Source organism: Nonomuraea guangzhouensis (assembly GCF_019396345.1).
GTDB classification, from domain to species: Bacteria; Actinomycetota; Actinomycetes; order Streptosporangiales; family Streptosporangiaceae; genus Nonomuraea; species Nonomuraea guangzhouensis.
In genome coordinates this window covers 64,908-89,541 of the sequence record NZ_JAHKRM010000038.1, presented here as the reverse complement: position 1 = coordinate 89,541, position 24,634 = coordinate 64,908, and the positions used below count along the sequence as shown (strand labels likewise).

Sequence of the window (24,634 nt, the reverse complement as noted above, 5' to 3'; positions counted from 1 at the left end):
TTACCTCTTAACACACCAAGCTTCGCGAACGGGAGATTCCCCAGCATGGGCCCCTACCTCCTTGGCCTGCGGCTTTCCGGGCGCCGGGTCCTCGTCGTGGGCGGCGGGCGTGTCGCCCAGCGAAGAGTTCCGGCACTGTTGGAGGCCGGTGCCGAGGTCACCGTGGTGTCCACGAGCGTCACGCCGGCTCTCGACGACCTGATCGCCACCGGCCGGATCACCTGGCACGCCCGGCCCTACGAGGTCGGCGACTGCGACGGAGCCTGGCTCGTCCAGGCCTGCACCGACGACAGGTCCGTCAACACCGCCGTCGCCGCCGAGGCCGAGGCCAAGCGGATCTGGTGCGTGCGCGCCGACGACAAGGACGCCTCCGCCGCCTGGACTCCCGCCTCCGGGCGGGTCGACGAGATCACGGTGGCGGTGACCGCCGGCGGCGACCCGCGCCGGGCGGCCGGCATCAGGGACGCGGTCGTGGGCGCGCTGCGCGACGGCACGGTCGACGCCCGCCGCAGCCGCACCAAACCCGTCGGCGTGGCCCTGGTCGGCGGCGGCCCCGGCGATCCCGGCCTGATCACCGTGCGGGGGCGGCAGCTCCTCGCGCAGGCCGACGTGGTGGTCGCCGACCGGCTCGCGCCCCGGGCCCTCCTCGACGAGCTCGCGCCCGACGTCGAGCTCATCGACGCGGCCAAGGTGCCCTATGGCAGGTCGCTCTCGCAGGAGTCCATCAACGAGTTGCTCATCGACCGGGCCAGACAGGGCAAGTTCGTGGTCCGGCTCAAGGGCGGCGACCCGTTCGTGTTCGGGCGCGGCGGCGAAGAGATGATCGCCTGTGCCCGCGCGGGCATCCCGGTCCTCGTGGTTCCCGGCATCACCAGCGCCGTGGCGGTGCCCGCCGCGGCCGGGGTTCCGGTGACGCATCGCGGGGTCAGCCAGGAGTTTCACGTGATCTCCGTGCACGTCGCGCCGGACGACCCCCAGTCGACCGTCGACTGGCCGGGGCTGGCCCGCTCGCGGGGCACGCTGGTGCTGATGATGGCCGTCGAGAGGCTGGCGAAGGTGGCCGAGGCACTCCTGAGAGATGGACGCCCTCCGGAGACTCCCGTAATGGTGGTACAGGACGGTACTCTTCCGACCCAGCGGGCGGTTGTGGCTCCACTTTCCACCGTGGCCGACCGCGTGTCCGCGGCTGGTATACGGCCGCCGGCGATCGTCATCGTCGGCGACGTCGTAAGGGTCGGCCAGGAGGTCGAGATGGTTCGAGCGGGGCGTCTGCCGTGAGCGCGGCCATGGATGACGGGCGCCAGGAGTCGCCTGGGGAGCAGACGTTGAGCTTCCGCGCCATCACGGACGAGTCCGCGGCGCCACGATCGGCCACTGCGGCCGATGATGAGCCACGATCGGCCACTGCGGCCGATGATGAGCCACGATCGGCCACTGCGGCCGATGATGAGTCCGCGCTGCCACGATCGGCCGCTGCGGCCGAAGCTGAGTCTGCGGCGTCACCATCGGTCTCTGCTGCCGAAGACGAGTCCGCGGTGCCACCGCCGGCCGCCGAGGACGAGGACGAAGACGAGTCTGCGGTGCCGCCAGCGGCCGCTGCGGCCGAGGACGAGTCTGCGGCGTCATCGTCGGACTCTGCGGCCGAGGGGGAGGCCCCGGCTTCGGCCGGAGAGTCTCCCGGCGAACCGGCGGAGCTTGAGGCGTCGTCCGAGGAGCCGTCTGACGGGCCTGAAACGTCGTCTGATGTCGGCGATGCGGACGATGCCGGAGCGTCGGACTCCGAAGAGCCGGAGGAGCTTGACGTGTCGTCCGGCGAGTCGGCGGAGCTTGAGGCATCGTCCGAAGATCCCTCTGACGGGCCTGAGGCGTCGTCTGATGTCGGCGCATCGGACCCCGAAGAGCCGGAGGCATGGGCCGAGTTGGACGATCCGGCTGACGAGGAGCCTGACGTGCGGGCGGAGCTGGAGGAGCCCGAGGCTCCGTCTGACGAGGAGCCTGCGGAATCGGCCGAGCCTGCGGAATCGGCCGAGTTGGTGGAACCGGCCGAGCCTGCGGAGTCGGCCGAGTTCGTGGAACCGGCCGAGCTCGCGGAGCTCGACGAGCCCGCGGAGCCGGCCTGGCTCAGGGAGCTCGACGAGGCGGAGGCGCGGGCGAAGCTCGCGGAGCAGCAGGCGCGGGCGGCGCTTGCGGAGGCCGACGAGCCTCAGCAACCGGCCGGGTTCCTGACACTCGATGAGCCCCAGGCGCGGGTCGAGCCCGCCGAGACCGACGAGTCCGCCGAGGACGAGCCCGAGGGATCGGCGGACGCCGCCCCGGAGCCGTCCGCCTGGCACTTCCCGGACCCGCAGCAAGACTCGGGCCCGCAGGCCGTACCTGACGCGGGGGCCGTACCCGATGAGGCTGCGGAGGCGGGAAAGCCCGCTGGTGGGAGGCCCCCCGCACCGCGGATCGAGCCGCTACCTCCCGAGATGGTCGCGGCGCTGACGGCGGCGCTCAACGCGCTTCGCGAGAGCGTGTCCGACCTGCGGTTCGGCCTGGACCTGCCGGGCGCGGCCGAGGCCAGGCAGGCCCGCGCCGACCTGCTCGCCCAGCTCCAGGACTACGTGCTCCCGAGAGTACGGACGAACACCGCGCCCGCCCTCATAGTGGTCGCGGGCTCGACCGGCGCGGGCAAGTCCACCCTGGTCAACTCCCTCGCCGAGAAGAACATCTCCCGCACCGGCGTACGGCGGCCCACCACCGGCATCCCCGTGCTGGTCTGCCACCCGGACGACCGGCAGTGGTTCACCAAGGGTGATGTGCTCGGCGGTCTGCGGCGGATCGACAAGCCGTCGCCCGAAGCCGGTCTCGGCAGCCTGGTCGTGGTCGCGACCGAGAAGCTGCCGCAGGGCGTCGCGCTGCTCGACACCCCCGACATCGACTCGGTCGTCGAGGAGCACCACGAGATCGCGCACCGCATGCTCGACGCCGCGGACCTGTGGATCTTCGTCACCACCGCCGCCCGCTACGCCGACGCCCCCGCCTGGAACCTCCTTCGCCTGGCCAAGGAACGCGGCGCCCGGCTGGCCATCGTGCTCTCGCGCGTCCAGCCCAAGGCACGTGAGGTCGTGCTGAAGCACTTCGTCCGGATGCTCACCGAATACGGCTTGGGCGAGGTCGACAGGTTCGTCATCGGCGAGGCGAAGGTGGTCGACGGCAGGCTGCCCGACCACGAGATGACCGATCTGCGCCTCTGGCTGGCCGAGCTCTCCGTCGACGAGGACCGCCGCGCGCAGGCCGTACACGAGACGCTCAACGGTGTGCTCGACAGCTTCCGCACCCGCGTCCCCGCGCTGGCCAGGCACCTGGAGGGGCAGGTCGCGTTCCGTACGGAGCTCCGCGCGGACGTGGAAGCCGCCTACATGAGCGCGCTCGCCGAGATCGACAAGGCGACCAGAAACGGCATGCTGGTCCACGGTGAGGTGCTGGCTCGCTGGCAGGACTTCGCCGGGTCCGGCGACCTCATGCGCACCATCCAGTTCCGCAAGCGGGGCAGGTCGGGCAGGCAGGCGCCCGAGCGCGTCACGGCGTTCCGAACGGCGCTGCGTGCCGGCCTGGAGTCGTTGATCGTCGCCGCCGCCAACCGCGCCGCCGAGGAGGTGGTCGCCCGCTGGCGGCACCGCTCGGAGCTGGGCGGCACGATCGGCGCCGGCCTCGACGGCCCTTCCGACGAGCTCGTACGTCATGCCGCCAGGGCCATCGCCGCCTGGCAGGAGCACGTCACGGAGCTCGTACGTACGGAGGGCGTGGCCAAGCGATCGGTGTCCAAATTCGTATCGTTTGACGCCGACTCGCTATCGTTGATCTTCATGGTCGCGATGTTCAGCGGCGGCACCGTCGAGGGCGTCCCGCACCGGCTGGTCAACGCGCTGCTCGGTGCCGAGTCGTTGCGCGGCATCGGCGCCAAGGCGCTCAGTGACCTTCGAGCCAGGATCGGCATGCTGTTCGACGAGGAATCCATGCGTTACGTGCAAGCGCTCGATTCGGCCGGGATACCGGACGAATCCATCGCGACCCGCCTCTACCAGGCGACGTACAACCTCGAGGTCGCTCGATGACCGCCGTCACCACCAGGCCGGGCCTGGCTCCGCGGCTGACCGCGCTGACCAAGATCGTCGAGCTCGGGCCCGGGCGGCTCGACCAGAAGCTGCTCTCCGAGGCGAGCACGTTGCTGACGCGGGCCGGCGACCGGCTCAAGCTGTCGTCGGAGCACACCGTCGTCGCCCTTGCCGGGGGCACCGGCAGCGGCAAGTCGTCGCTGTTCAACGCGATCTCCGGGCTGGAGCTGTCGCCCACGGGCGTGCGCCGGCCCACCACCGCCCGTACCCACGCCTGCGTGTGGGGCCTGGAGGGTGCCGCGCCGCTGCTCGACTGGCTGCAGATCCAGTGGCGCCACCGCTTCGCCCGCGCCAGCGCGCTGGACAAGGGCGAGAGCCAGCTCCACGGGCTGATCCTGCTCGACCTGCCCGACCACGACTCGATCAGGGCACTCACCGACACCGAGGCCGACCGGCTCATCGGCCTGGCCGACCTCGTGGTGTGGGTGCTCGACCCGCAGAAATACGCCGACGCCTCCACGCACCGGCGCTACGTCGCCGAACTGGCCGGGCACGAGGCGGTGACCGTGTTCGCGCTCAACCAGGCCGACCGGCTCAGCCCCGAAGAGCTCGCCGAGCTGGTCATCGACCTCAACGACCTGCTCCGCCGCGAAGGCGTCGAACATCCCAGCGTGGTGCCCACCTCAGCGGTCAGCGGCCGGGGCGTCGACAGCCTCAAGAGCGTCATCTCGAGCGCGGTCAGCCGGCGGCGGGCGGCCATCCACAAGATCGAAGCCGACCTGCGCCGACTGGAGCAGCGCCTGTCCCAGACCATGCCGGTCGGCCAGGCGCTCTCCGCGCCGGCGACGGTCGACGAGGCCCGCAGGCTCGGCCTGACGGACGCGCTCTGCGACGCCGTGGGTGTTCCGGCCGTGGGCGAGGCCATGGAGAACGTCTACGCCGAACGGTCGAGCCGCTGGGTGGGCTGGCCGTACCCGCGCTGGCTGGCCAAGTTCCGTCCGGATCCGCTCAAATCGCTACGCCTGGACGATGTCAGCGACGAGATCCGCGGCATCACCACCGGGTCGGTGAGCGCGCAGGCCGCCGAGGTGTCCAACGCCGTGCAGGCGCTGGCCGACGGGCTGACGGCCGGGATGCACCCGGTGTGGCGCACTGCCGTGCACCGCGCGGCCCGCTCCCGTTCCAGCCAGCTGCCCAAGGCGCTGACCGAGGACCTCACGGAGGTCGCGCCCGAGCTCGACCGGGTTCCTGGCTGGTGGCGGCTGCTGAAGATCTGGCAGTACTTCCTGGTCGGAGCCTTCGTCGGCGGAGTGGCCTGGCTGGCGGTGGGGCTGACCGTCCCCGGCCAGCTGCCTGCGGCTCTCCAACTGCTCGGCGACAGCGCCGCGCTGCCCTGGGTGGGGCTGATGATGGCCTCCGTACTGGGGCTGGGGGCGTTGTCAGGCATCGCGTCGCGCAACTTCGTCGTGCTCGGAGCGTCGAGGGAACGCGAACGGCTGGAGCGGGAGATGCGCCGCCGGGTGGCCGCGGTGTCGGAGAACATGGTGGTGGAGCCGGTCGAACGCGAACTCGGCCGCCACCACGCCTTCTACAGCGCCATGCGCGGCTTGTCCGGCTGACTTCGCTGCTTGTTCTGTATGTAGTCGGTTCTGTATGGAGTCGGTTCGCTGTGTGTGGTCGGCTTCTTCTCCGTAAGGGGTCGGCTTCCGCGGTGCTGTACGCGGTCGATCCGGGCGCCACCGTCCACAGGCCACCGCCCCAGCGGCGGCCTTATCCACAGAACCCCGTTCGCCTCCTCCCGCTCATGCCCTCCTGAGGCACCGTATTCCCAGGTCGCGGGCACTCCGCCCGCCACAGGGGAGGCAACGGGATGAACGACATCTACATCACGCTCACCGGCAACGTCGCAGCAGAGCCACGGCAATACAGCTTCGACGACGGGGCCAGGGTGACCTCGCTCCGCGTGCTCACCACCCACCGTTATTTCGACAAGAAGACCGGGCAGTGGGCCGACGGGGAGCGGGTGTGCTTCGCGGTCCGCTGCTGGCGCGCGCTCGGCGACAATGTCGCCAAATCTGTGCAGGTAGGGCAGCCTGTGGTCGTCTCCGGCAAGCTCCGCATCAGGGAGTTCGGCCCCGAGGGCGACCGGCGCTTCATGCCCGAGGTGGAGGCCAGCGCGGTGGGCCACGACCTGCGCTGGGGCACGGGCGTCTTCGCCAAGCCGGAGCGCGGCGGCGGCACCGTCTCGGTGAGCAAGGAGATGCGCGACCGCCTGGACGAGGAAACCCAGGACTGGGCCCTGGGCGCCAAACCCACCCCCGACCGCCACGCGGCAACCCGGCTGGACACTCGATCGGATGCCAGGGCGGATGCTCAGGCCGTTACTCAGGTGGATGCGCGGATGGATGGGCGGGCCGACGAGCGGGCGGATGCTCAGGCCGTCATTAGGGCGGACGTGCGGGCGGACGCGCGGATGGATGAAGGTGCCGTAGTTCGCGTCGCAGAGGAGCAGAAGCGCGCGCCCGACCACCTGGCGGAGACGCGAGCTCTCGCGGACGGGGTCGCGGCCTCGCCGGACCGCCCGATCTCGCAGCAGGATCGCTCGACTTCACAGACGCACACGTTCGGGGAGAGCGGCCCGGTCGGAGAAGGGCGTGCACTGGCCGGCAGCGCCAAGGAGCAGACATCCGCCAGCGTGCTCGGCACCGGCTCCCGCCGCAGCCGCACCCTCGAAGGCACCAGCGCCACCAAGCAGAGCGGCGGCACCTCAGCCACCAAGCAGCCCAGCACCAAGCGATCCGCCTCGCCGGCAACGGGTGCCGCGTCAACCGGCCCTTCGCCGACGGATGCTTCGCCAACCGGTGCCGCGCCCACCGGTCCTACGCCAATCGGTGCCGCGCCAACCAATCCTGCGCCAACCGCCTATACGCCTACGGGTGCTTCATCTACCGGTGGTCTGTCAGCCGGTCGTTCGTCGGCCGGTGGTTCGTCACAGGGGTCTCCGTCCGCAGCCACTCTCACCCACACAGACAGGAGCAGCAGCGCAACCGTACGGATCTTGGGCGCTGACGACAACGAGGCCGAGGCAGAGGACGCCGGTTGGCCGACGGAGGAGCGGGCGGCAGCGTAGCGGGCTCTGTGGCACGACGGCTCACGCATGAGCGGAGCATCGGTCGATCAAGCCGGTGCCCGCTCATGCGCCCGCAAGGAGAGAGAGCGGGAGGGAGGGGTGCACCGGCCGTACGCGGTGATGCCATGGAGCCCCGAAGGACCTGGCACCGAAACTCGGCCGATGGCGTTGCCGGTTTCAGATGACTAGAGCGTCATTCAGGTCCAGGTCACGCCCTGCACCATGGCTGCTCCTTTCCGAGCACGGTCCGCTCGCGGAGTGAGCGGTGTCATTCGCCGACTACAGCACGTATGTGGTCACAACGTCAAACGTAGTGGGTTCCCATCGCGCAACGCACACTCCGCAATTAATGTGTTACACATCGTTAGTCAGGGAGGGGACGAGATGGCGGCGACCAGTCACACCTCGGTCAAGCCTCGCAACGGTGTGTCAACACTGGCCGACCGCTGGCCGCTGCTCGGACAGCGCCGCACGCTTCTGTACTACCTGGGCGGAATTGTCATCCTCAATCTCGCCGCGACCGTCTATTTCATGACGACAACCGTGCTTCGATGGCCGGAACTACTGACGTTCGCCGCCCTCATGGGGTGCGGGGCAGTCTGCATCGAGGCCACCAGACGCCTGGGCATGCCCGCCGGTGTGTCCCGTGACCTGCTGTCAGCGTGGTGGTTGCCGGTGGCGTTGCTGCTGCCGCCGGTCTACTCCCTGTTCGCCCCGATCGTGCTCCAGGTCCTGCTGCAATGGCGGGTCCGTGCGACGGTCCTCTATCGCCGGGTGTGCAGCGCGGCGGTCATCGGGCTGGCGGCCTGCACGGCGTCCATGACGTTCCACTGGCTCGTGCCCAACTCGGCGGTGCTCTCGCGGGGCAGCGGCCCCCCGATCGCCTTCGCGGTCGCCGCCGCCACGATCTTCGCCCTGCTCAACACCATCCTCATCGCGATCGCCGCGCATACCGCCAACCCCGACATCTCCTGGCGCGAGGTGCTCTGGGACAGGGAGAGCGTGCTCCTCGACGTCGTGGAGCTCTGCCTCGGAGTCACGGTCGCGATCGCCTGCGGGCTCAACCTCGCCCTGCTGATCCTCGCCCTGCCGCCGGTCGTCCTCCTCCAGCGCAGCCTCCTGCACGCCCAGCTTCAGGCGGCGGCCCGCACCGACTCCAAGACCGGCCTGCTGAACGCCGCCGCCTGGCAGCGGGAGGCCGACACCGAGATCGTCCGCGCCCGCCGCACCGGCGAGACGCTCGCCCTCCTGATCATCGACATCGACCACTTCAAACAAGTCAACGACAAGCACGGCCACCTCGCCGGAGACCAGGTTCTCGTCGGCGTCGCGGCCACCCTCCGCAGCCAACTGCGTGACTACGACGTGGTGGGCCGCTTCGGCGGGGAGGAGTTCGTGGTCCTCCTGCCACGCGCCGACGTCCACGAGGCCCGCCGAGTGGCCGAACGCCTCCGCTACTGCATCGGCCGCATGGCCGTCCCGGCCGATGACGCGATGATCAGCGTCACCGTCTCGGCGGGCGTGGCCCTGATGAGCGTCCACGGCGACGACCTGATCGAACTCCTGGCCGCCGCCGACCTGGCCCTGTACCGGGCGAAAGAACTCGGCCGCGACCGCGTCTGCATCCCCGCCGTCCAACCATCCCCACCCGCCCTCCCCGAAGACCCCGCCGCCTGACGCCGCATCCGATTTCCTCGCTCTTGTAGAGCTTCGGCGGCCTGTGGCCGTACTTGGTTTCCGCGTCCTTGCGGAGGCTCGGCGGCCTGAGGGTGTGCCTGGTTTCCTCGTGCTCCCCGAAGACCCCGCCGCCTGATGTCGCACCCGATTTCCTCGTGTTCCCCGATGTTCGGCTGCCTGGGGTTGGCCGTACCTGGTTTTCCTGTATCTAAGGGAGGGTCGATCGTCTGGCGCCGTTCCTGATTTCGGCGTGCTCGCCGATGTTCGGCCGTCTGGGGTCCGCCGTACCTGGTTTCCCAGAACTCAACGCCGCCTTGGCCACGTCAACGACCGCTGCCAACGCCTGTACGCCAACCCACCCGACGACAGCCCTGCCGACTACGTCGAAGAACTATGAGCACGAGGCAGACGAGCGGGTCGAGAGAGGGCGCGAACCCGGCAACGGCCCTTCGACCACAGGGGCTCCAGCCGTCAGGACCGGCAACGACGAATAACGATCCCCATTCACGTCATCAAGCGGTCCACGTCACCGGAGAGGTGGCCGCCCGACGAGCCGCAGCGGGATCGTCCCACGCGACGAGACCTCCACCACCATGCCCATGCGCATCACCGTCCCCCCGCAAGACGCGCCTGTCCGGCCGGTTATATCGCAGTTGGGCGGTGGAGCGGCGGAAGCCCGGGTCGAGAGCCCCTAAGCTAGATGCCATGCCGGAGTACATCTATACGCTGCAGCGCGTGCGCAAGGCGCACGGCGACAAGGTTGTCCTTGACGACGTCACGCTGTCGTTCCTGCCGGGAGCCAAGATCGGCGTCCTCGGCCCGAACGGCACCGGAAAGTCGACGCTGCTCCGGATGATGGCCGGCCTGGAGCAGCCGTCCAATGGCGAGGCCAAGCTCATGCCGGGTTTCACCGTGGGCATGCTCCAGCAGGAGCCCCCGCTCAATGAGGAGAAGACCGTCCTCGGCAACGTGCAGGAGGGGGTCGCCGAGACGCTGGCGATGCTCGAGCGCTACAACGCGATCGCCGAGGAGATGGCCACCGACTACAGTGACGAGCTCCTCGCCGAGATGGGCAAGCTGCAGGACCAGCTTGAGCACCGTAACGCGTGGGACGTCGACAGCCAGCTCGAACAGGCCATGGACGCCCTGCGCTGCCCGCCCCCGGACGCCGACGTGACCACGCTGTCCGGTGGCGAGCGCCGCCGCGTCGCCCTGTGCAAGCTGCTGCTGGAGGCCCCCGACCTCCTGCTGCTCGACGAGCCCACCAACCACCTCGACGCCGAGAGTGTGCAGTGGCTGGAGCAGCACCTGGAGAAGTACGCGGGCACCGTTCTGGCCGTCACCCACGACCGCTACTTCCTCGACAACGTCGCCGGGTGGATCCTCGAGCTCGACCGCGGCCGCGCCTACGCCTACGAGGGCAACTACTCCACCTACCTCGAGGCCAAGACGCAGCGCCTCAAGGTCGAGGGCCAGAAGGACGTCAAGCGCAAGAAGCGCCTCGAAGACGAGCTGGAGTGGGTTCGCTCCAACCCGAAGGCCCGCCAGACCAAGAGCAAGGCGCGTCTGCAGCGCTACGAGGAGATGGCGGCCGAGGCCGACAAGCACCGCAAGCTCGACTTCGACGAGATCCAGATCCCGCCGGGCCCCCGTCTGGGCACCACGGTGATCAGGTCCGAAGACCTCACCAAGGGCTTCGAGGACCGGCTGCTCATGGAGAAGCTGACGTTCGACCTGCCGCGCAACGGCATCGTCGGCGTCATCGGCCCCAACGGCGTCGGCAAGACCACGCTGTTCCGCATGATCACCGGCGGTGAGACGCCCGACAGCGGTTCGATCACCGTCGGCGACACCGTCAAGATCTCCTACGCCGACCAGAGCCGCGGCGGCATCGACTCCAACAAGAACGTCTGGGAGGTCGTCTCCGACGGGCTCGACCACATCAAGGTCGGCAACGTCGAGATGCCGTCCCGCGCCTACATCGCGGCGTTCGGCTTCAGAGGGCCCGACCAGCAGAAGAAGGCCGGCGTCCTGTCGGGCGGCGAGCGTAACCGCCTCAACCTGGCGCTCACCCTCAAGCAGGGCGGCAACGTCCTCCTGCTCGACGAGCCCACCAACGACCTCGACACCGAGACGCTCTCCTCGCTGGAGAACGCGCTGCTCGACTTCCCGGGCTGCGCGGTCATCACCTCCCACGACCGGTGGTTCCTCGACCGCATCGCCACGCACATCCTGGCGTGGGAGGAAGGGTCGAACTGGTTCTGGTTCGAGGGCAACTTCGCCGACTACGAGAAGAACAAGATCGAGCGCCTGGGCGCGGATGCCGCTCGCCCCCACCGCATCACCTACCGCAAGCTCCACCGCGACTGATCTCCCTCGGTGGAGGCGGTTGGGCGTTTCATGTCCGTGTACGGTCGGCCGCCCTCCGTACGACAGACACCGTTGGCGAGATAGTTGAAAGCAGCGGCCCCGTGATCACGGGGCCGCTGTCGTTGTTCTTGGGAGTCGTGGGTGTCGCCGCGTTCAACAGGCTCAGACCAGATTCGGGCAGCCACCCTGGCGGTGGCTCGTCCCGAGAGGGTGGTTCGTCCCGAGGGGGTGGCTCGCCCCAAGGGGATGGCTCGCCCGGAGGGGGTGGCTCGTCCCGAGGGGATCGGCTCGCCTAAAGAGGGTGGCTCCCCCTGGGGGTGACTCCTCCCCCTGGGGGTGACTCCTCCCCCTGGGGGTAACTCCTCCCTCAGGGGGTGGCGATCTGGGCTTGGCGGTGCCTCGCCGCAAACTCAAAGAGGCAAGATCAAGGCCCTGTGAGGGTGGTCTCCCGGGTACCGGTGTAGGAGACGCGTCGATACCACTCGTTCGCCAGCATCTGGGCGCGGGCCTGCTCCGGCAGTGAAGTGAGCAAGGTCATCGACGCGCCACGTCCGACCTCGGACTCGTGCGCGTGCATGGCCGCCCACTTGCGCTCAGCCCACCGTTCGACGTCGAGGTGGGTGGTGACCTGCTCATCGGAGACGCCCGGCAGTGTCTGGCCCGCCTCTGGAGGCGTTCCGAACACCGCCTGCCAGTGTGAGATCACGACCGATCGCGGAATGGTCGCCAGATAGAGGGCACGCGGTCGCCAGGGATCGCCCGCGTCCGGGTAGAGCTGGTCGTAGCCGGCCGCTTCGACCGCGGCCATGGTCACCCGATGCACATGCACGTGGTCGGGATGTCCGGAAGACCCGTACCCATCGAAGGTGAGCACGACGTCGGGCCTGAACTCCCTGATGTGCTCGACCACCCGTCCCACCGCCTCGTCGAGGGGCACGTCCACGAAGCGGGGGCTGCCTGGCGCGGACTCGGCCTTGCCCGCGTCGGCGTAGCCGAGCAGCCGTGGTTCGCCCGCGCCGAGGATGTCCAGAGAACGCGCCAGTTCACCGGCCCGTTGGGTGCCCGCTGCCCAGGTGCAGGTGACGACGGCGGTTCTCGCCCCCTCGTCGGCGTATTTGGCCAGGGTCCCACCCGTCCAGATCGCCTCGTCGTCCGGATGCGCATGTACGCCCAGCACCCCGAAATCCACTGACATGCCCTCCTGGATGAGCTGATCAATTGGCCGCCCATCGTAGCGCCGAGCAGTGTTTCGTTGTGGCAGAGTCTCGCGAGCCGACCACCTCCGTGGAGATGGTCGGCAGCCGTGACCTGCGCATAGTTGCCCGTCTGGATGCTCAGCCCGCCATCCGGCGCGACCGGCGTATCAACGGCAGACCCTCGCGGGCACGCGCCGGTGGACGACGTCTGGGACGAAGGCGAGCATGTCGTCGATGTCGAGATGCTCCGACGCCGCGACGGAGCATCTCGACATCGACATGCTCCGACGCCGCGACGGCGGGCAGCTCGGTCACCCTTCGGCCTCCCCGAGGGCGACGGTGACAGGGGTGCGGGCGGTGCGCCGCCACGGCCCGTTGAACATGACGATCGCCGGGATGAACAGGATCAGACAGCCGAGCGCGATGAACAGCCAGGTCTGCCAGTTCGTGGCCTTGACCACGTACGGGATGACGAGCAGGCCGATCACCGCGATGCCCTTGGTGAGGAACCCGAACAGCCCCCAGGCCGTACCCTGCAGGCGCGGGTCGGCGTCCTCCGCGTCCTCGGAGTAGTTGGCCATCCAGGGCGCGTACGCCACGCCCAGCGAGCCGCCGAGCAGGGCGCCCACCAGCATGAGCGTGCCCGTCGAGACGCCTTCCTGGCCGAGCGCGACGGCGAGGTAGGCGGTGACGAGCACCGCGGCGATCGTGCCGCCCAGCGAGAACGGCTTGCGCAGTTGCGTACGGTCCGAGAGGCGCCCGGTGATGATCAGCGTGATCAGGTTCAGGCTCCAGAACGCCGCCATGATGGTGGACGCCTGGGCGGTGCTGATGCCGAGTGACTGGACGAGCATCGTCGGCCCGAACAGCGACAGCGTGAGGTAGAGCACCAGCCAGAGCGAGATGCCCACCACGTGCGCCCAGATGTTGCGCCTGGCGAACAGCGACCGGAGGCGGGCCGGCTCGCTCAGATCGACGACCTGGGTGGCGGCCTGTTCGGTGTGCTGGATCCTGGCTCGCAGTTCGGGGGAGAGGTCGGCGATGTTGACGGCGATGACGAGCGAGATCACCAGCGAGAAGCAGCCCATGATGACGAACTGCGAGCGCCACGAGTCGTTGAAGATCGGCAGTGTCCAGCCCGCGATGGCCGCGGCGAGGAAGTTGGCGCCGACCGGCCCCCAGGTCCAGAAGCCGAACGCCTGCGCCCGGCCCAGCCGCGGCGAGAAGTCGCGGACCAGGGGCGCGGTGCTGGCCATGGCGACGCCGTCCACGAACGCCAGCAGGATGCGGGCGAGCAGCAGGTCGCGCGAGCTGTGCACGAGCGTCATGGCGAAGCAGCACACGGCGGTCAGCATCATCAGGGGCACCAGCAGCCGCACCCGGCCGAGCCGGTCGGTGAGCCGGCCGCCCAGGATGGAGGCGATCGCCCCGGCGACGGCTGCGGCGCCCGACACGGCGCCGTAGGCGGCCAGCGTCATGTGCAGGTCCTTGAGCAGCAGCGGGACCACGGGGGCGATCTGCCCCTCGTACGAACCGATGAGGATGGCGAGCACGGCCATCGCGAGGATCTTCATGCGTCGGGCGCCGGTGGGGTACTCGTCGAGTTCGCGAACGTAGGACAGCCTCATGACTCGCCTTTCTCGTCGTGCAGGCCCCTCGCCACGAGTTCTAGAAGTTAGCTCTAGAATCCGTTTCCGAAATGCTGCGCCTCACAACGCCCCACGTCAAGAGTGCGGTGCGCTCCGCTAAGATTTAGAATCAGATTCTAGGAAGGGAGTCGGGTATGGACCTGGAACTGGACGGGCTAGAGGTGACCTTCGACCACACAGCCGTGGCGGCGCCCCGTATCCGGGACCTGCTGCCGCTCTATCGCGACCTGCTCGGGGGTCGGCATCTCGGCGGAGGTGGCGACAACCGGCGGAGTGGCTACCGCACCCTGCAGCTCACGTACGAGGGCGGCGGCAAGGTCGAGTTGATGGAGCCGCTGGCCGGGTCGGACTTCTTCGACAGCTTCTTCGAGCTGACCCGCGGCAGGGGCGGCGTCCACCACCTCAACTTCCACGTCAACGACCTCGACGCCGCCGTGGCCAGGCTGACCGGGCGCGGCTACCGGCTCCACGGCCTGAACGTCCGCGACCAGCGCTGGCGTGAGGTGTTCCTGCACCCCAAGGAGGCGCACGGCGTACTGATCCAGCTCGCCCAGGTGGGTCCCCGAGGCGCGGAGCCCCGGCCGTCGCTGGACGACGTGCTCGCCGGTCGCGGCCGCAACGGCAACGGAGTCCCCAGCCCCTAGGCGCGCCGACCAACACCGACTCTTCGGGCGCGGGCTGAGATTCCCCACCCGCGCCGACCAAGGCCGACCCTTCGGGCGGGCCGGGGCCGACTCGCCGCTTGCGCCGGTCGAGGCCGGCTTATTAGGCGCGCCGACCAAGATCGACTCTTCGGGCGCGGGCTGAGGAGAGGCGGGCGCCGACCGAGCCAGCGGACAGCTCCTGTCAGCCCCCCACCCGCGCCGGTCGAGGCAGGCTATCCGGGCGGCTCGGCCGACGGTGCCTCGTCAGGTGCGGCCGGCAAGGCACCAGAGGCGCGCGCCTCCAGGTCGGCGAGAGCGCGAGCGCGCGAACTCGGCCGGATCCCTGATCGTCTCCAGGGACAGCGCGATCACCTTCGTGGCGGGGTCGATGACGAGATGGTCGACCACGTCGGTGACGGTCACGACCGCCTCGTTGCCCATCGAGGTCAGCAGGCTGATGCCGACGTTGCGGGCCTGCGCGAAGCCGAGCACGGAGCCGGCCGGCGCCCCGCTCTGCAGCACGACCCCCACCGATCCGCGCAGCAGGGACTGGGGGATGGGCAGCACGTACGGAGTGATGCCGGCGGCGGCGTTGATGTAGCGTCCGCCGTGAGGATCACGTAACTCCGGATCCCCAGCTTGGCCCCCTCCCGCAGCACCCCCAGCACCGCGGACGTCGGCACCATGACGTAGGCCAGATCGACCGGCCCGGGAACGGCGGCCAGACTCCGATGGGCAGGCGAGCCGTGCACGGTCCCGCCGCGCGGGTTGACCAGGTGAACGGGCCCCGCGAAACCGGCAGGTTGACCAGCGTGCTGATCGACCACCCCGACTGGTCCAGCGCGATGGACCCCGGGTTGAACAGTGCCTCGACCGACACGTCACTCCCCGATGGTGCCCAGACGGGCGTGGCCCTTGATCAGGTTGCGGGCGATCGTGCGGCGCTGGATCTCGTCGGTGCCCTCGAAGATGCGCAGCAGGCGCAGCTCGCGATACCAGCGTTCGATCGGCAACTCCTTGGTGTAGCCCATGCCGCCGTGGATCTGCAGCACCCGGTCCACGACCTGGTTGGCCATGATCGCGCCGTTGAGCTTGGCGATCGACGCGGCGTGCCGGGCGTCCAGGCCCTCCTGCACCCGCCAGGCCGCGTACAGCGTCAGCCACTTGGCCGCCTCGATCTCCACCTGCGAGTCGGCGATCATCCACTGGATCGCCTGGTACTCGGAGATCGTCTGCCCCATCGACTTGCGGATCTTGGCGTAGTCGATGGCCATCCCCAGCATGCGCTCGGCCGAGCCGATGGCCCGCGCCGGGATCATGTAGCGACCCTGGCCGATCCACTGCATGGCCAGCTCGAAGCCCTTGCCCAACTCGCCGAGGATGTTCGCCTCCGGGACCCGGACGTTCTGGAACACCAGCGACGCCGGACCCCATTCGCCCATGGTCATGATCGGCTCGGATGTCCAGCCCATGTCGCGGTCGACGAGGAAGCAGGTCACGCCGTACGGCTCGGCCACGGCGAACACCATGACGAAGTCGGCCTCGCTGCCGCCGGTGATGAACGTCTTCTCCCCGTTGATGATCCACTCGGCGCCGTCACGTACCGCGCGGGTGCGGATGTTACGCGCGTCGGAGCCCGCGCCCGGCTCGGTGATCGCGAAGCAGGAGCGGCGCTCGCCCTCGATCGTCGGGAGCAGGTATCGCGCCTGCTGCTCGGCGGTGCCCGCGTAGAGGATGTTGTCGGCGCTGCCGCCGAACATGAACGGGACGAAACTCCTGCCCAGCTCCATGACGATGATCGCGGACATGACCGGGCCCAGCGCGGCTCCGCCGTACTCCTCGGGGGTGTTGATGCCCCAGAAGCCCATCTTCCGCGCCCTGTCCCGCAGGTCGCGGAGGACCTCCGGGGCGAGCGCCGGGCGGCCCTCGCGCTCGTTGCGCAGGACCTCGGGCTCCAGCGGCATGATCTCCTTCTGGACGAAGGAGCGGACGGTGTCGCGGATCTGACGTTCCTCGGCGCTGAGCGAGAAGTCCATGACCGCCTCCCCAATTTCTAGAACGTTCCTCTAGGAAGCCAGTCGGGGCGCGCTCTGTCAAGAATCAAATTCTAGAATTGATCCCGCTACGATGGGACGCATGGCAAGGAAGTCGTCGTGGGAGTGGAGCCGTACGGCTCAGACCCGCCAGAGCATGCTGATGGCGGCCCGCGAGGTCTTCGGCGAGCACGGTTTCGCCGAGGCCAACGTCTCCGAGGTCGTGGCCCGCGCCGGCTCCAGCGTCGGCAGCCTCTACCACCACTTCGGCGGCAAGACCGAGCTGTTCCTCGCCCTCTACGAGGACCACCAGGCGGCCCACGAGGAGGCTGCGGCCGCCAGCGTGTCGCGGGCCAAGCAGGCGGGCGTCGGCGACCCCGTCGAGCTGCTCATCGCCGGGGCGCGGGCCTACCTCGCGGGCGCGTGGGAGCGGCGCGACCTGGTCAGGCTGTTCATCGACGGCGATGGGCCGCCGGGGTTCGAGCTGGTCCGCCGCACCCGGGGCCGGGAGTGGGTACGCCAGAACGCCGTGCTGCTCGGCGCCGGCGCCGACCCCCTCGACCGGTTCACCGTCGCCGCGCTGACCAGCATCATCGGCGAGGCGGCCCGCGAGGTCGCCACCAGCGACACCGAGAACGACGCCCATGAGGTGATCGAGGCGGCGATGACGCTGATCCGCCGCCTCGACCCCCTCAGGGTGCTGGCCGAGGGCTGATCACCGCCCGACCCCTTGTCGATCACCACGGTCACCCTCGCCTTCGCGTTGGTCTGTACGCCATCCGACGCCGAGGGCTCCCGGTGCAACTCGAAAGCGTCTTCGGCTCTCTGTGTTTACCTGAGTAAAACGGACATCGGCGTAGCCTCATCGCCTGCCGACCGTGGTTGGGTGGCGATCTGGTGGAAGCCGATGCCGCGTCCGTCCGGCGAGCCGGGCGGACCGTGGTTGAGAACCGCGTTGTCGGGGCCTGACTCCGCATTCCTGGAGGGAGTGCGGCTCTTGGGCCACCGCCCCGCCGGACGCTGTCCCGTCGGTGTGGACACCAGTGGGGGCGGGGACCGAGCGCGCAGTCAGGCACCCGGCTATTACCGAACATTACCGTCTGATCACTGTAAGTCGCAGTCGATCAGCCCAGAGAAACCACGGTTCTTTGGGCAACCACAGGTTCGCACGGCGAGCGCCGGCAACAGTTCATACCCTGCTCGGCGTGGACCAGCAGGGCGGGGTCGAAGTCGCCGAGCCGCCGCCCGGACGGCGCCTGCGCGGCCAGCACCGCGAACGTCGGCAGCACCCGCTGCCCCTTCTCCGTGGTGAAGGCCAGTTCCGACACTCCCGCGCCCACGCCGAGCGCGTACAGCATGGTGTCCTTGGCCGACCACACGCGGTCGTATGGCGGGCTCTCGACGCCGATCAGGTCGTGGTCGAGCGCCATGTCAGTCCTCCTGTCCGGGGCCCAGGTCGTGGTCGAGCGCCATGTCAGTCCTCCTGTCCGGGGATCCGGCCGTTGGTCAGCGCGTTGGGCGCGGCCTTGTCGACCAGGGCCGGGATGACCGCGCCCAGCTCGGCCGGGTCCCACCGGCCGGCCTTGTCGACGCCGGGACCGGCGTGCCAGCCCTCGGCCACGCTGATCACCCCCGCTCGCACGTTGAACACCCGCCCGGTGATGCCCCTGGCCTCGGCGCTGGACAGCCAGACCACCAGCGGGGCGATGTCGTCGGGATCGGCGCCGGTGCCGCCCGGGGCGAGGTTCTCGGTCATCCGGGTGAGCGCGGCGGGGGCGATCGCGTTCACGGTCACGCCGTACCGCTCCAGCTCCTTGGCCGCGATGACCGTCAGACCCGCGATGCCGGCCTTCGCGGCGCCGTAGTTGCCCTGGCCCGGGTTGCCGTAGATGCCGGAGGAGGAGGTGGTGTTGATGATCCGCGCGTCCACCGGCTCGCCGGCCTTGGACCTGGCCCGCCAGTAGGCCGCCGCGTGGCGCAGCGGCGCGAACGTGCCGCGCAGGTGCACCCTGATGACCGCGTCCCACTCGTCGGCCGTCATGTTGACCAGCATCCGGTCGCGCAGGATGCCCGCGTTGTTGACCAGCACGTGCAGGTCGCCGAAGCGGTCGACGGCCGCCTGGACCAGCCGGGCCGCCCCGTCGAAGTCGGAGACGTCCTCGCCGTTGACGATCGCCTCTCCGCCCAGCGCCTCGATCTCCTCGACCACCGCGGCCGCCGCGTCGGACGAGCCCGTGCCGTCGACCGCGGCGCCCAGGTCGTTGACCACGACCTTCGCACCTTGCCGGGCGAACTCGAGCGCGTGGCCGCGCCCGATGCCCCTGGCCGCGCCCGTGACGATCACCACGCGACCCTCGACGATCCCGCTCATGTGGCACCTCGCTCCTCGACTGCCCTGACGATGCGAAGCGAATTCTAGTATCGAAATCTAGAAATGACAGGCCCCGACGGCCCGGAGCGAGGCCATCTGACCGGGACGGGTACGGTGGCCACCGTGGTTGAACATTCCCTGGCCCAGCGGCACATCTTCCCCCGAATGGTGAGATTTGCGGACATCGATTCTCTCGGGCATGTGAACAACGTCCGCTTCTTCGACTATCTGGAGGACGCCCGCCTGGGGATGCTCCACATCGATCCGTACAAGGCCGGTGACGCCCCCTTCAAAGGGCTCGTCGTCTCCCGTCACGAGATCGACTACCTGCGCCCGCTGGGCTTCCGCGCCGAGCCGGTCCGGGTGGAGACCTGGGTGACGGACCTCCGAGCGGTCCGGTTCACGCTGGAGCACGAGATCCGCGACGACGACGAGCTGTTCGTCCGGGCCACCTCGGTGATCGTCGCCTACGACGTGGAACGTGCCGGGCCGCGCCGCCTCGCCTCCGATGAACGCGCCTACCTACGGCGGTTCATGACGGTATGAAGCGCTGGGTGATGCTCGCTCTGGGGGTCAACGCGCACGCCAGCGTCACGCTGGGACTGTTCGGGCTGCCGCTCGTCATGCCGGACATCCAGCGCTACTTCGAGGTCTCGCTGCCCGTCGCCGGGATCATCGGCAACGCCCCCGGCATCGGCCTCCTGTTCTCCCTGGTCGCCTGGGGCATGCTGGCCGACCGGCGGGGCGAGCGGCTGGTGCTCGGCATCGGCGTCGGGCTGGCCGCCGCGCTGCTGGCCGCCGCGGCCTTCGTGACCGAGATCTGGGCGATGATCCCGCTGCTCGCCCTGGCCGGGGCCATGGGGTCCGCGGCCATGGTCGGCGGCGGCCGGATCGTGCTGCGCTGGTTTGAGCCGCCGGAGCGCGGCGTCGCGATGGGCCTGCGCCAGGTCTCCTACACGCTCGGCATGGCGGTCGCGGCGTTCGTCCTGCCGCCGATCGCGCGGGCCCACGGCATCTCGGGCGTGTTCTTCGTCTGCGCCGGTGTCAGCCTGCTCGCCGCCGTGCTGGCCGCCCTCTTCCTGGCCGAGCCGCCACACGCGCTCTCAGGCCCGCGGACGGCGCCCGCCGCCTCGCCGTACCGGCAGCCCGCGCTGTGGCGGGTGCACGCGACCAGCGCGCTGCACGTGGTGCCTCAGGTCGTCGTCAGCACGTACGGGGTGGCTTGTCTGGTCGGCGTCTACGGCTGGGACGGCGTACGGGCGGGACAGCTGTTCGGCGTGGCGGCGATCGGTGGCGCGGTGGTGCGCATCGCGGCCGGACGCTGGTCCGACAGGACCGGCCTGCGCATGGCGCCGCTGCGGCTGCTGACGCTCGGCTCGCTGGCCGTGCTGGCCCTGCTGGTGCTGGGCACGGTCACCGAATCCTGGCTCGGCCCGGTCATGCTGGCGCTGGCCGCGGTGATCACCGTGGCGGGCAACGGCCTCGCCTACCTCTCGGCGGGCGAGCTGGCCGGTCCCGCTTCGGCTGGGCGCGTACTCGGCACCCACAACACCATCCAGAACATCGTGTCCCTCGGCGTCACGCCGCTGGCCGGGGTGCTGATCACGGCCACCGGCTACTGGGCCGGGTTCGCGGCGGGGCTGGCGTGCGCGCTGATCTCGCTGCCCGTCATCCCCGCCCGCGGCGAGCGGCACGCCACCGAGGAACAAGGCGCGCCTCAAGGGGAGGACGCGTCAGCGTAGCCAGACGGCGGTGTCAGGCGGCAGCAGGTCTCCGTCGAGCGCCCCGCTGGCCAGCAGGACGCCGTCGTGCGGCGGCAGCCGCACCGGCTCGGTGCCGCAGTTGACGGCGCAGATCAGCGACCCACGGGTGAAGAAGAGCGCGCCTTCGGGGGAGTCCAGCCATTCCAGCGTGTACGGGATCGAGCGCACCAACTCTCGACGGCAGGCCAGGGCCCGGCGGTAGAAGGCCAGTGTCGAGGCGGAGTCGGCGCTCTGGGCCGCCACGCTGAGTGCCGAGAAGCCGGCCGGCTGCGGCAGCCACGGCGCCACCCCATCGGGGGAGAACCCGAGCGACCCGCCGTCGGCCGACCACGGCAGCGGCACCCGGCAGCCGTCACGGCCGGCCAGCTCGCCCTTCGACTGGATGAAGACCGGGTCCTGCCGCGCCTCCGGGGGAAGATCCTTCACCTCGGGGAGGCCAAGTTCCTCCCCCTGGTAGAGATATGCCGACCCGGGGAGCGCCAGCATCGTCAGCAGCGCCGCCTTGGCCCTCATCAGTCCCGTGCCCGGGTCGGCGGTCTCGTAGCGGGTGCGGTGCCGTACGACATCGTGGTTGGACAGCACCCAGGTGGCGAACGGCACCGCGGCCAGCGTGTCGTCGATGACCTTCTTGAACGCGGTCGGCGACCAGGGCGCCTGCAGCCAGGCGAAGTTGAAGCTCTGGTGCAGCTCGTCGGGGCGCACGTAGAGCGCCAGGTCCTCGGAGCTGTCCGTCCACACCTCGCCCACGGCCATCCGCTCGCCGGGGTAGCCGTCGAGCAGCTTGCGCCAGTCCCGGTAGACCTCGTGCACTTCGGGCTGGCCCCATACCGGGGAGACCGCCTTGAACGACTGGTCCTTGACGTCGGGCAGCCCCTTCGCCTTGTAGAGGCCCATCGCCACGTCGATGCGGAACCCGTCGACACCCCGGTCGAGCCAGAACCGCAGGACGTCGAGGAACTCCCGGTGGATCTCGGGGTTGCGCCAGTTGAAGTCGGGCTGGCCGGGGGCGAACAGATGCAGGTAGTACTGGCCGTCCGGCAGCTTCGTCCAGGCCGGCCCGCTGAAGGTGGACTGCCAGTTGTTCGGCCGGTCGCGGAAGATGTAGCGGTCGCGGTGCTCGCCGCGTAGTGCGGCCTGGAACCAGGGATGCTCGGACGAGCTGTGGTTCGGCACCACGTCGACGAGGACCTTCAGCCCGAGCTCGTGCGCCTCCGAGACCAGCGACTCGAAGTCGCCCAACGTCCCGAACAGCGGATCGACACCGCGGTAGTGGGCCACGTCGTAGCCGCCGTCGGCCATCGGGGAGGGATAGAAGGGGGTCAGCCAGATCGCGTCGACGCCGAGCTCCGCCAGGTACGGCAGGCGCTCGCGTACTCCCGCGAGATCGCCGACGCCGTCTCCCGAGGCGTCGGCGAAGCTGCGAACATAGATCTCGTAGACGACGGCGTCACGCCACCAGGGGATGTCCATGGGGCCGTCATGCCCGCTATGTCGGGGAGTTCACCATGCTGTGGGCCGCGTAGACCAGGTAGTCCCAGAGCTTGGTCTCCAGCTCCTGCGGCAACTCCAGCGACTCGACGGCCTCGTGCATGTGCCGCAGCCAGGCGTCGCGCTCGGCCTCGCCGATGACGAACGGGTTGTGCCGCATCCGCAGCCGCGGATGGCCACGCTCCTGGCTGTAGGTGGTGGGGCCGCCCCAGTATTGGATGAGGAACCCCCGCAACCGGTCTTCGGCCCCGGTGAGGTCTTCCTCCGGGTAGAGCGGGAGCAGCAGCGGATCCTGCTTGATCCCCTCATAGAAGCGGTGGACGAGTCGCCGGAAGGTCTCCTCGCCCCCGACAGCCTCGTAAAAGGAGGTTTCAGTCACCGTACAAGCCTATGCGGTGGCGACCATGGGAATGCCCGCGCTGTCGAGCGCGGTCTTGACCCGGAGCCTGAGCTCCCGCGCGACCTGCGCCTGCTTGGCCGGGAGCGTCTTGGCGGAGATCCGGAACACCAGCGAGCTGTCGGAGAGCTGCTCCACGCCGAACACGTCGGGCTCCTGCACGATGAGTGTCTCGCGGAAGTCGGCGTCGGCCCAGATCTCCTCGGCCACGTGCTCCAGGATGGCCCGGACGGTGGTGACGTCGGTGTTCCAGGCGACCGGGACGTCGAGGTAGGCCCGTGACCAGCCCTGCGACTCGTTGCCGACCCTGGTGATGGTGCCGTTGCGGACGTACCAGACGCGGCCGTCGGCGTCACGCAGCCTGGTGACCCGCAGGGTGACCGCCTCGACGGTGCCGACCGCGGCGCCCGCGTCGATCACGTCGCCCACGCCGTACTGGTCCTCCAGCAGCATGAACATGCCCGCGATGAAGTCCTTGACCAGCTCCTGCGCGCCGAAGCCGATCGCCACGCCGAGGATGCCGACGCTGGTGAGCAGGGGAGCGATGGGGATCGTCAGCCGGTCGAGCACGGTCAGCACGGCGGTGCCCATGATGACGACCGAGGAGATGTGCTTGAGCACCGACCCCATGGTCTCGGCGCGCTGCTTGCGGCGCTCGTTGAGGAGGGCGTCGATGCCCTCGGTCGCGGCGCCGGACCTGCGGAACCGGCCGGTGATCGAGCTGCCGGTCGAAGCGCTGCTGACCACTCGGGTGATCAGGCGCTTGGCGATGTTCCGCACGATGAGGGCGATGACCAGGATCAGGGCGACCGTGATGATCGTTGCGATGATCGGTGCGAACGCACCCACGGGTAGCCAGTCCTGCAGGAACCCACAGAGGAATGTGTCATTCTCGCAGGCCTTGCTCACCTGATTGGCGAGCTGCGTAGGGTCGAACGGACCCGACGTAAGGACAGGCGTTGCCAGCAGGAGCACTGGTTGGATCCCCTTCCGGAAGCAGTTCGGTCGGCGGTCTTTTCGAGCGGATCGCTCCAAAAGATACCGCCGACCGAACCGGCCGCAGTCACATCACGCCGGGGAAGACGGGGTCATCAGGCCCCCTGGGCCGCGGAGGGCGGGGCCTGACGCTCCGGTGACGTACGGCTCGGCTGGGACACACACCCGGAAGCATGTCCCGCGCCGTTTCCGGGAGGGGTCCCCCGAACACCCTCCAGGCGGACCTGGAGGGCATCTCCTGTGTACGGCTGGCTGGCCGTACAAGCACGAGTCCCGCAAGAAGCGGAACCGGCGGGATGGCCAGAGCCCCTGCGGTCTAGGCAGGAGACCCTCCGCACCGACCACCCCGCCGGCCCCGAGGAGCCGCCGTGGGTGCGGTGAGCCGTGGTGGCTGCGCTCCACCCGGATCACCGCTGGATCACTCGCCCACAGCGGCGAGTACGCGTGCGACCTTGGTCGCCGCACCAGCCGGGTCATCGGCCGTGTGCATTCGCTCGCCCCAGGACCAGCAGTACCACCAGTCCGGAAGCTCGGCGACCGCAGTAGGCCGGCAGGTGACGTTCTCGGTAAGGCTTGTCGCGTTCGGGTTGATTACCCGGACGAACACCCGCCCGCTTTGGGTTCGAACCACTCGTGCGAGCAACCCCCGAGCGTCGAGTTCCGACACTAAACGCTCCAGGTGCCCAAAGTTGTCGTCCCCCACCTTTCGTCCCTCCCTTGAATCGTTGCTGGTGGGCCAAAGATGACTCAAGTCGGCGGAGCGCGCAACGACGCGTTTCCGTTCACGGGGAGCCGCTTCTACCTCGTGGGTTGTAAGAAACAG

At 69.4% G+C, this 24,634-nt stretch carries 20 protein-coding genes; 10 read left to right on the top strand and 10 right to left on the bottom strand.

The genetic code is table 11. The features are described 5' to 3' along the window. The first annotated feature begins 45 nt into the window (after positions 1-45). From cobA to ettA, 6 genes are all read left to right on the top strand, one after another. Complete coding sequence (gene cobA, locus KME78_RS52400; protein ID WP_219537529.1) at positions 46-1,278, top strand: uroporphyrinogen-III C-methyltransferase; 1,233 nt, start codon at positions 46-48, stop codon at positions 1,276-1,278. A gap of 524 nt (positions 1,279-1,802) precedes the next feature. Next, a complete protein-coding gene (locus tag KME78_RS52395; protein WP_308127457.1) occupies positions 1,803-4,097 on the top strand; it encodes a GTPase in 2,295 nt (764 codons plus the stop codon). Beyond that, positions 4,094-5,716: a GTP-binding protein gene (locus tag KME78_RS52390; protein WP_219537528.1), complete on the top strand. Its 1,623-nt coding sequence runs from the start codon at positions 4,094-4,096 to the stop codon at positions 5,714-5,716. Before KME78_RS52395 ends, KME78_RS52390 begins: the two co-directional genes overlap by 4 nt. Before the next feature lie 251 nt (positions 5,717-5,967). Then, on the top strand, positions 5,968-7,227 hold the full coding sequence (locus KME78_RS52385; RefSeq protein ID WP_219537527.1) for a single-stranded DNA-binding protein: 1,260 nt from the start codon (positions 5,968-5,970) through the stop codon (positions 7,225-7,227). Between the two features lie 384 nt (positions 7,228-7,611). Beyond that, positions 7,612-8,904 carry a GGDEF domain-containing protein gene (locus tag KME78_RS52380; protein ID WP_219537526.1) on the top strand — a complete coding sequence of 431 codons (1,293 nt, stop codon included), beginning with the start codon at positions 7,612-7,614 and terminating at the stop codon, positions 8,902-8,904. A 705-nt stretch (positions 8,905-9,609) separates the two neighbouring features. Beyond that, complete coding sequence (gene ettA / locus KME78_RS52375; RefSeq protein ID WP_219537525.1) at positions 9,610-11,274, top strand: energy-dependent translational throttle protein EttA; 1,665 nt, start codon at positions 9,610-9,612, stop codon at positions 11,272-11,274. 424 nt (positions 11,275-11,698) lie between these two features. Here ettA and KME78_RS52370 read toward each other — a convergent pair whose 3' ends face one another. Together KME78_RS52370 and KME78_RS52365 are read right to left on the bottom strand one after the other, a co-directional pair. After that, positions 11,699-12,469: a PIG-L family deacetylase gene (locus KME78_RS52370; RefSeq protein ID WP_219537524.1), complete on the bottom strand. Its 771-nt coding sequence runs from the start codon at positions 12,467-12,469 to the stop codon at positions 11,699-11,701. 312 nt (positions 12,470-12,781) lie between these two features. Beyond that, positions 12,782-14,098 carry an MFS transporter gene (locus KME78_RS52365; RefSeq protein WP_219537523.1) on the bottom strand — a complete coding sequence of 439 codons (1,317 nt, stop codon included), beginning with the start codon at positions 14,096-14,098 and terminating at the stop codon, positions 12,782-12,784. Between the two features lie 155 nt (positions 14,099-14,253). Here KME78_RS52365 and KME78_RS52360 point away from each other — a divergent pair, with 155 nt between their 5' ends. Then, on the top strand, positions 14,254-14,763 hold the full coding sequence (locus KME78_RS52360) for a VOC family protein (protein ID WP_219537522.1): 510 nt from the start codon (positions 14,254-14,256) through the stop codon (positions 14,761-14,763). Between the two features lie 264 nt (positions 14,764-15,027). On the opposite strand, the gene KME78_RS52355 is transcribed toward KME78_RS52360, so the two are convergent. From KME78_RS52355 to KME78_RS52345, 3 genes are all read right to left on the bottom strand, one after another. After that, positions 15,028-15,327 carry a hypothetical protein gene (locus KME78_RS52355; RefSeq protein ID WP_246654388.1) on the bottom strand — a complete coding sequence of 100 codons (300 nt, stop codon included), beginning with the start codon at positions 15,325-15,327 and terminating at the stop codon, positions 15,028-15,030. Next, positions 15,210-15,515 carry a Rossmann-fold NAD(P)-binding domain-containing protein gene (locus tag KME78_RS52350; RefSeq protein WP_308127462.1) on the bottom strand — a complete coding sequence of 102 codons (306 nt, stop codon included), beginning with the start codon at positions 15,513-15,515 and terminating at the stop codon, positions 15,210-15,212. Before KME78_RS52350 ends, KME78_RS52355 begins: the two co-directional genes overlap by 118 nt. Before the next feature lie 129 nt (positions 15,516-15,644). Beyond that, a complete protein-coding gene (locus tag KME78_RS52345; protein WP_219537519.1) occupies positions 15,645-16,799 on the bottom strand; it encodes an acyl-CoA dehydrogenase family protein in 1,155 nt (384 codons plus the stop codon). Between the two features lie 100 nt (positions 16,800-16,899). On the opposite strand from KME78_RS52345, the gene KME78_RS52340 reads away from it, so the two are divergent. Beyond that, positions 16,900-17,511, top strand: a complete 612-nt coding sequence (locus KME78_RS52340) for a TetR/AcrR family transcriptional regulator (RefSeq protein ID WP_219537518.1) — start codon at positions 16,900-16,902, stop codon at positions 17,509-17,511. 409 nt (positions 17,512-17,920) lie between these two features. On the opposite strand, the gene KME78_RS52335 is transcribed toward KME78_RS52340, so the two are convergent. After that, a complete protein-coding gene (locus KME78_RS52335) occupies positions 17,921-18,226 on the bottom strand; it encodes a MaoC family protein (RefSeq protein ID WP_219537517.1) in 306 nt (101 codons plus the stop codon). 44 nt (positions 18,227-18,270) lie between these two features. Then, complete coding sequence (locus tag KME78_RS52330) at positions 18,271-19,167, bottom strand: SDR family oxidoreductase (RefSeq protein ID WP_219537516.1); 897 nt, start codon at positions 19,165-19,167, stop codon at positions 18,271-18,273. 123 nt (positions 19,168-19,290) lie between these two features. Between KME78_RS52330 and KME78_RS52325 the strand changes: the two genes are divergently transcribed. Both KME78_RS52325 and KME78_RS52320 read left to right on the top strand, forming a co-directional pair. Further along, the gene (locus KME78_RS52325; protein ID WP_308127456.1) at positions 19,291-19,713 is read left to right on the top strand and encodes an acyl-CoA thioesterase; all 423 of its coding nucleotides are present in this window, start codon (positions 19,291-19,293) and stop codon (positions 19,711-19,713) included. Beyond that, positions 19,710-20,909 carry an MFS transporter gene (locus KME78_RS52320; protein ID WP_219537514.1) on the top strand — a complete coding sequence of 400 codons (1,200 nt, stop codon included), beginning with the start codon at positions 19,710-19,712 and terminating at the stop codon, positions 20,907-20,909. Before KME78_RS52325 ends, KME78_RS52320 begins: the two co-directional genes overlap by 4 nt. On the opposite strand, the gene KME78_RS52315 is transcribed toward KME78_RS52320, so the two are convergent. Genes KME78_RS52315 through KME78_RS52305 form a run of 3 tightly spaced genes read right to left on the bottom strand, consistent with a single transcriptional unit; the run spans position 20,901 to position 23,664 of the window. Continuing rightward, complete coding sequence (locus KME78_RS52315) at positions 20,901-22,400, bottom strand: glycoside hydrolase family 13 protein (RefSeq protein ID WP_219537513.1); 1,500 nt, start codon at positions 22,398-22,400, stop codon at positions 20,901-20,903. The two genes, KME78_RS52320 and KME78_RS52315, sit on opposite strands and share 9 nt — an antisense overlap. Before the next feature lie 16 nt (positions 22,401-22,416). Further along, a complete protein-coding gene (locus KME78_RS52310) occupies positions 22,417-22,797 on the bottom strand; it encodes a globin (protein ID WP_219537512.1) in 381 nt (126 codons plus the stop codon). A 9-nt stretch (positions 22,798-22,806) separates the two neighbouring features. After that, positions 22,807-23,664: a mechanosensitive ion channel family protein gene (locus KME78_RS52305; protein WP_308127455.1), complete on the bottom strand. Its 858-nt coding sequence runs from the start codon at positions 23,662-23,664 to the stop codon at positions 22,807-22,809. Positions 23,665-24,634: the final 970 nt, after the last annotated feature.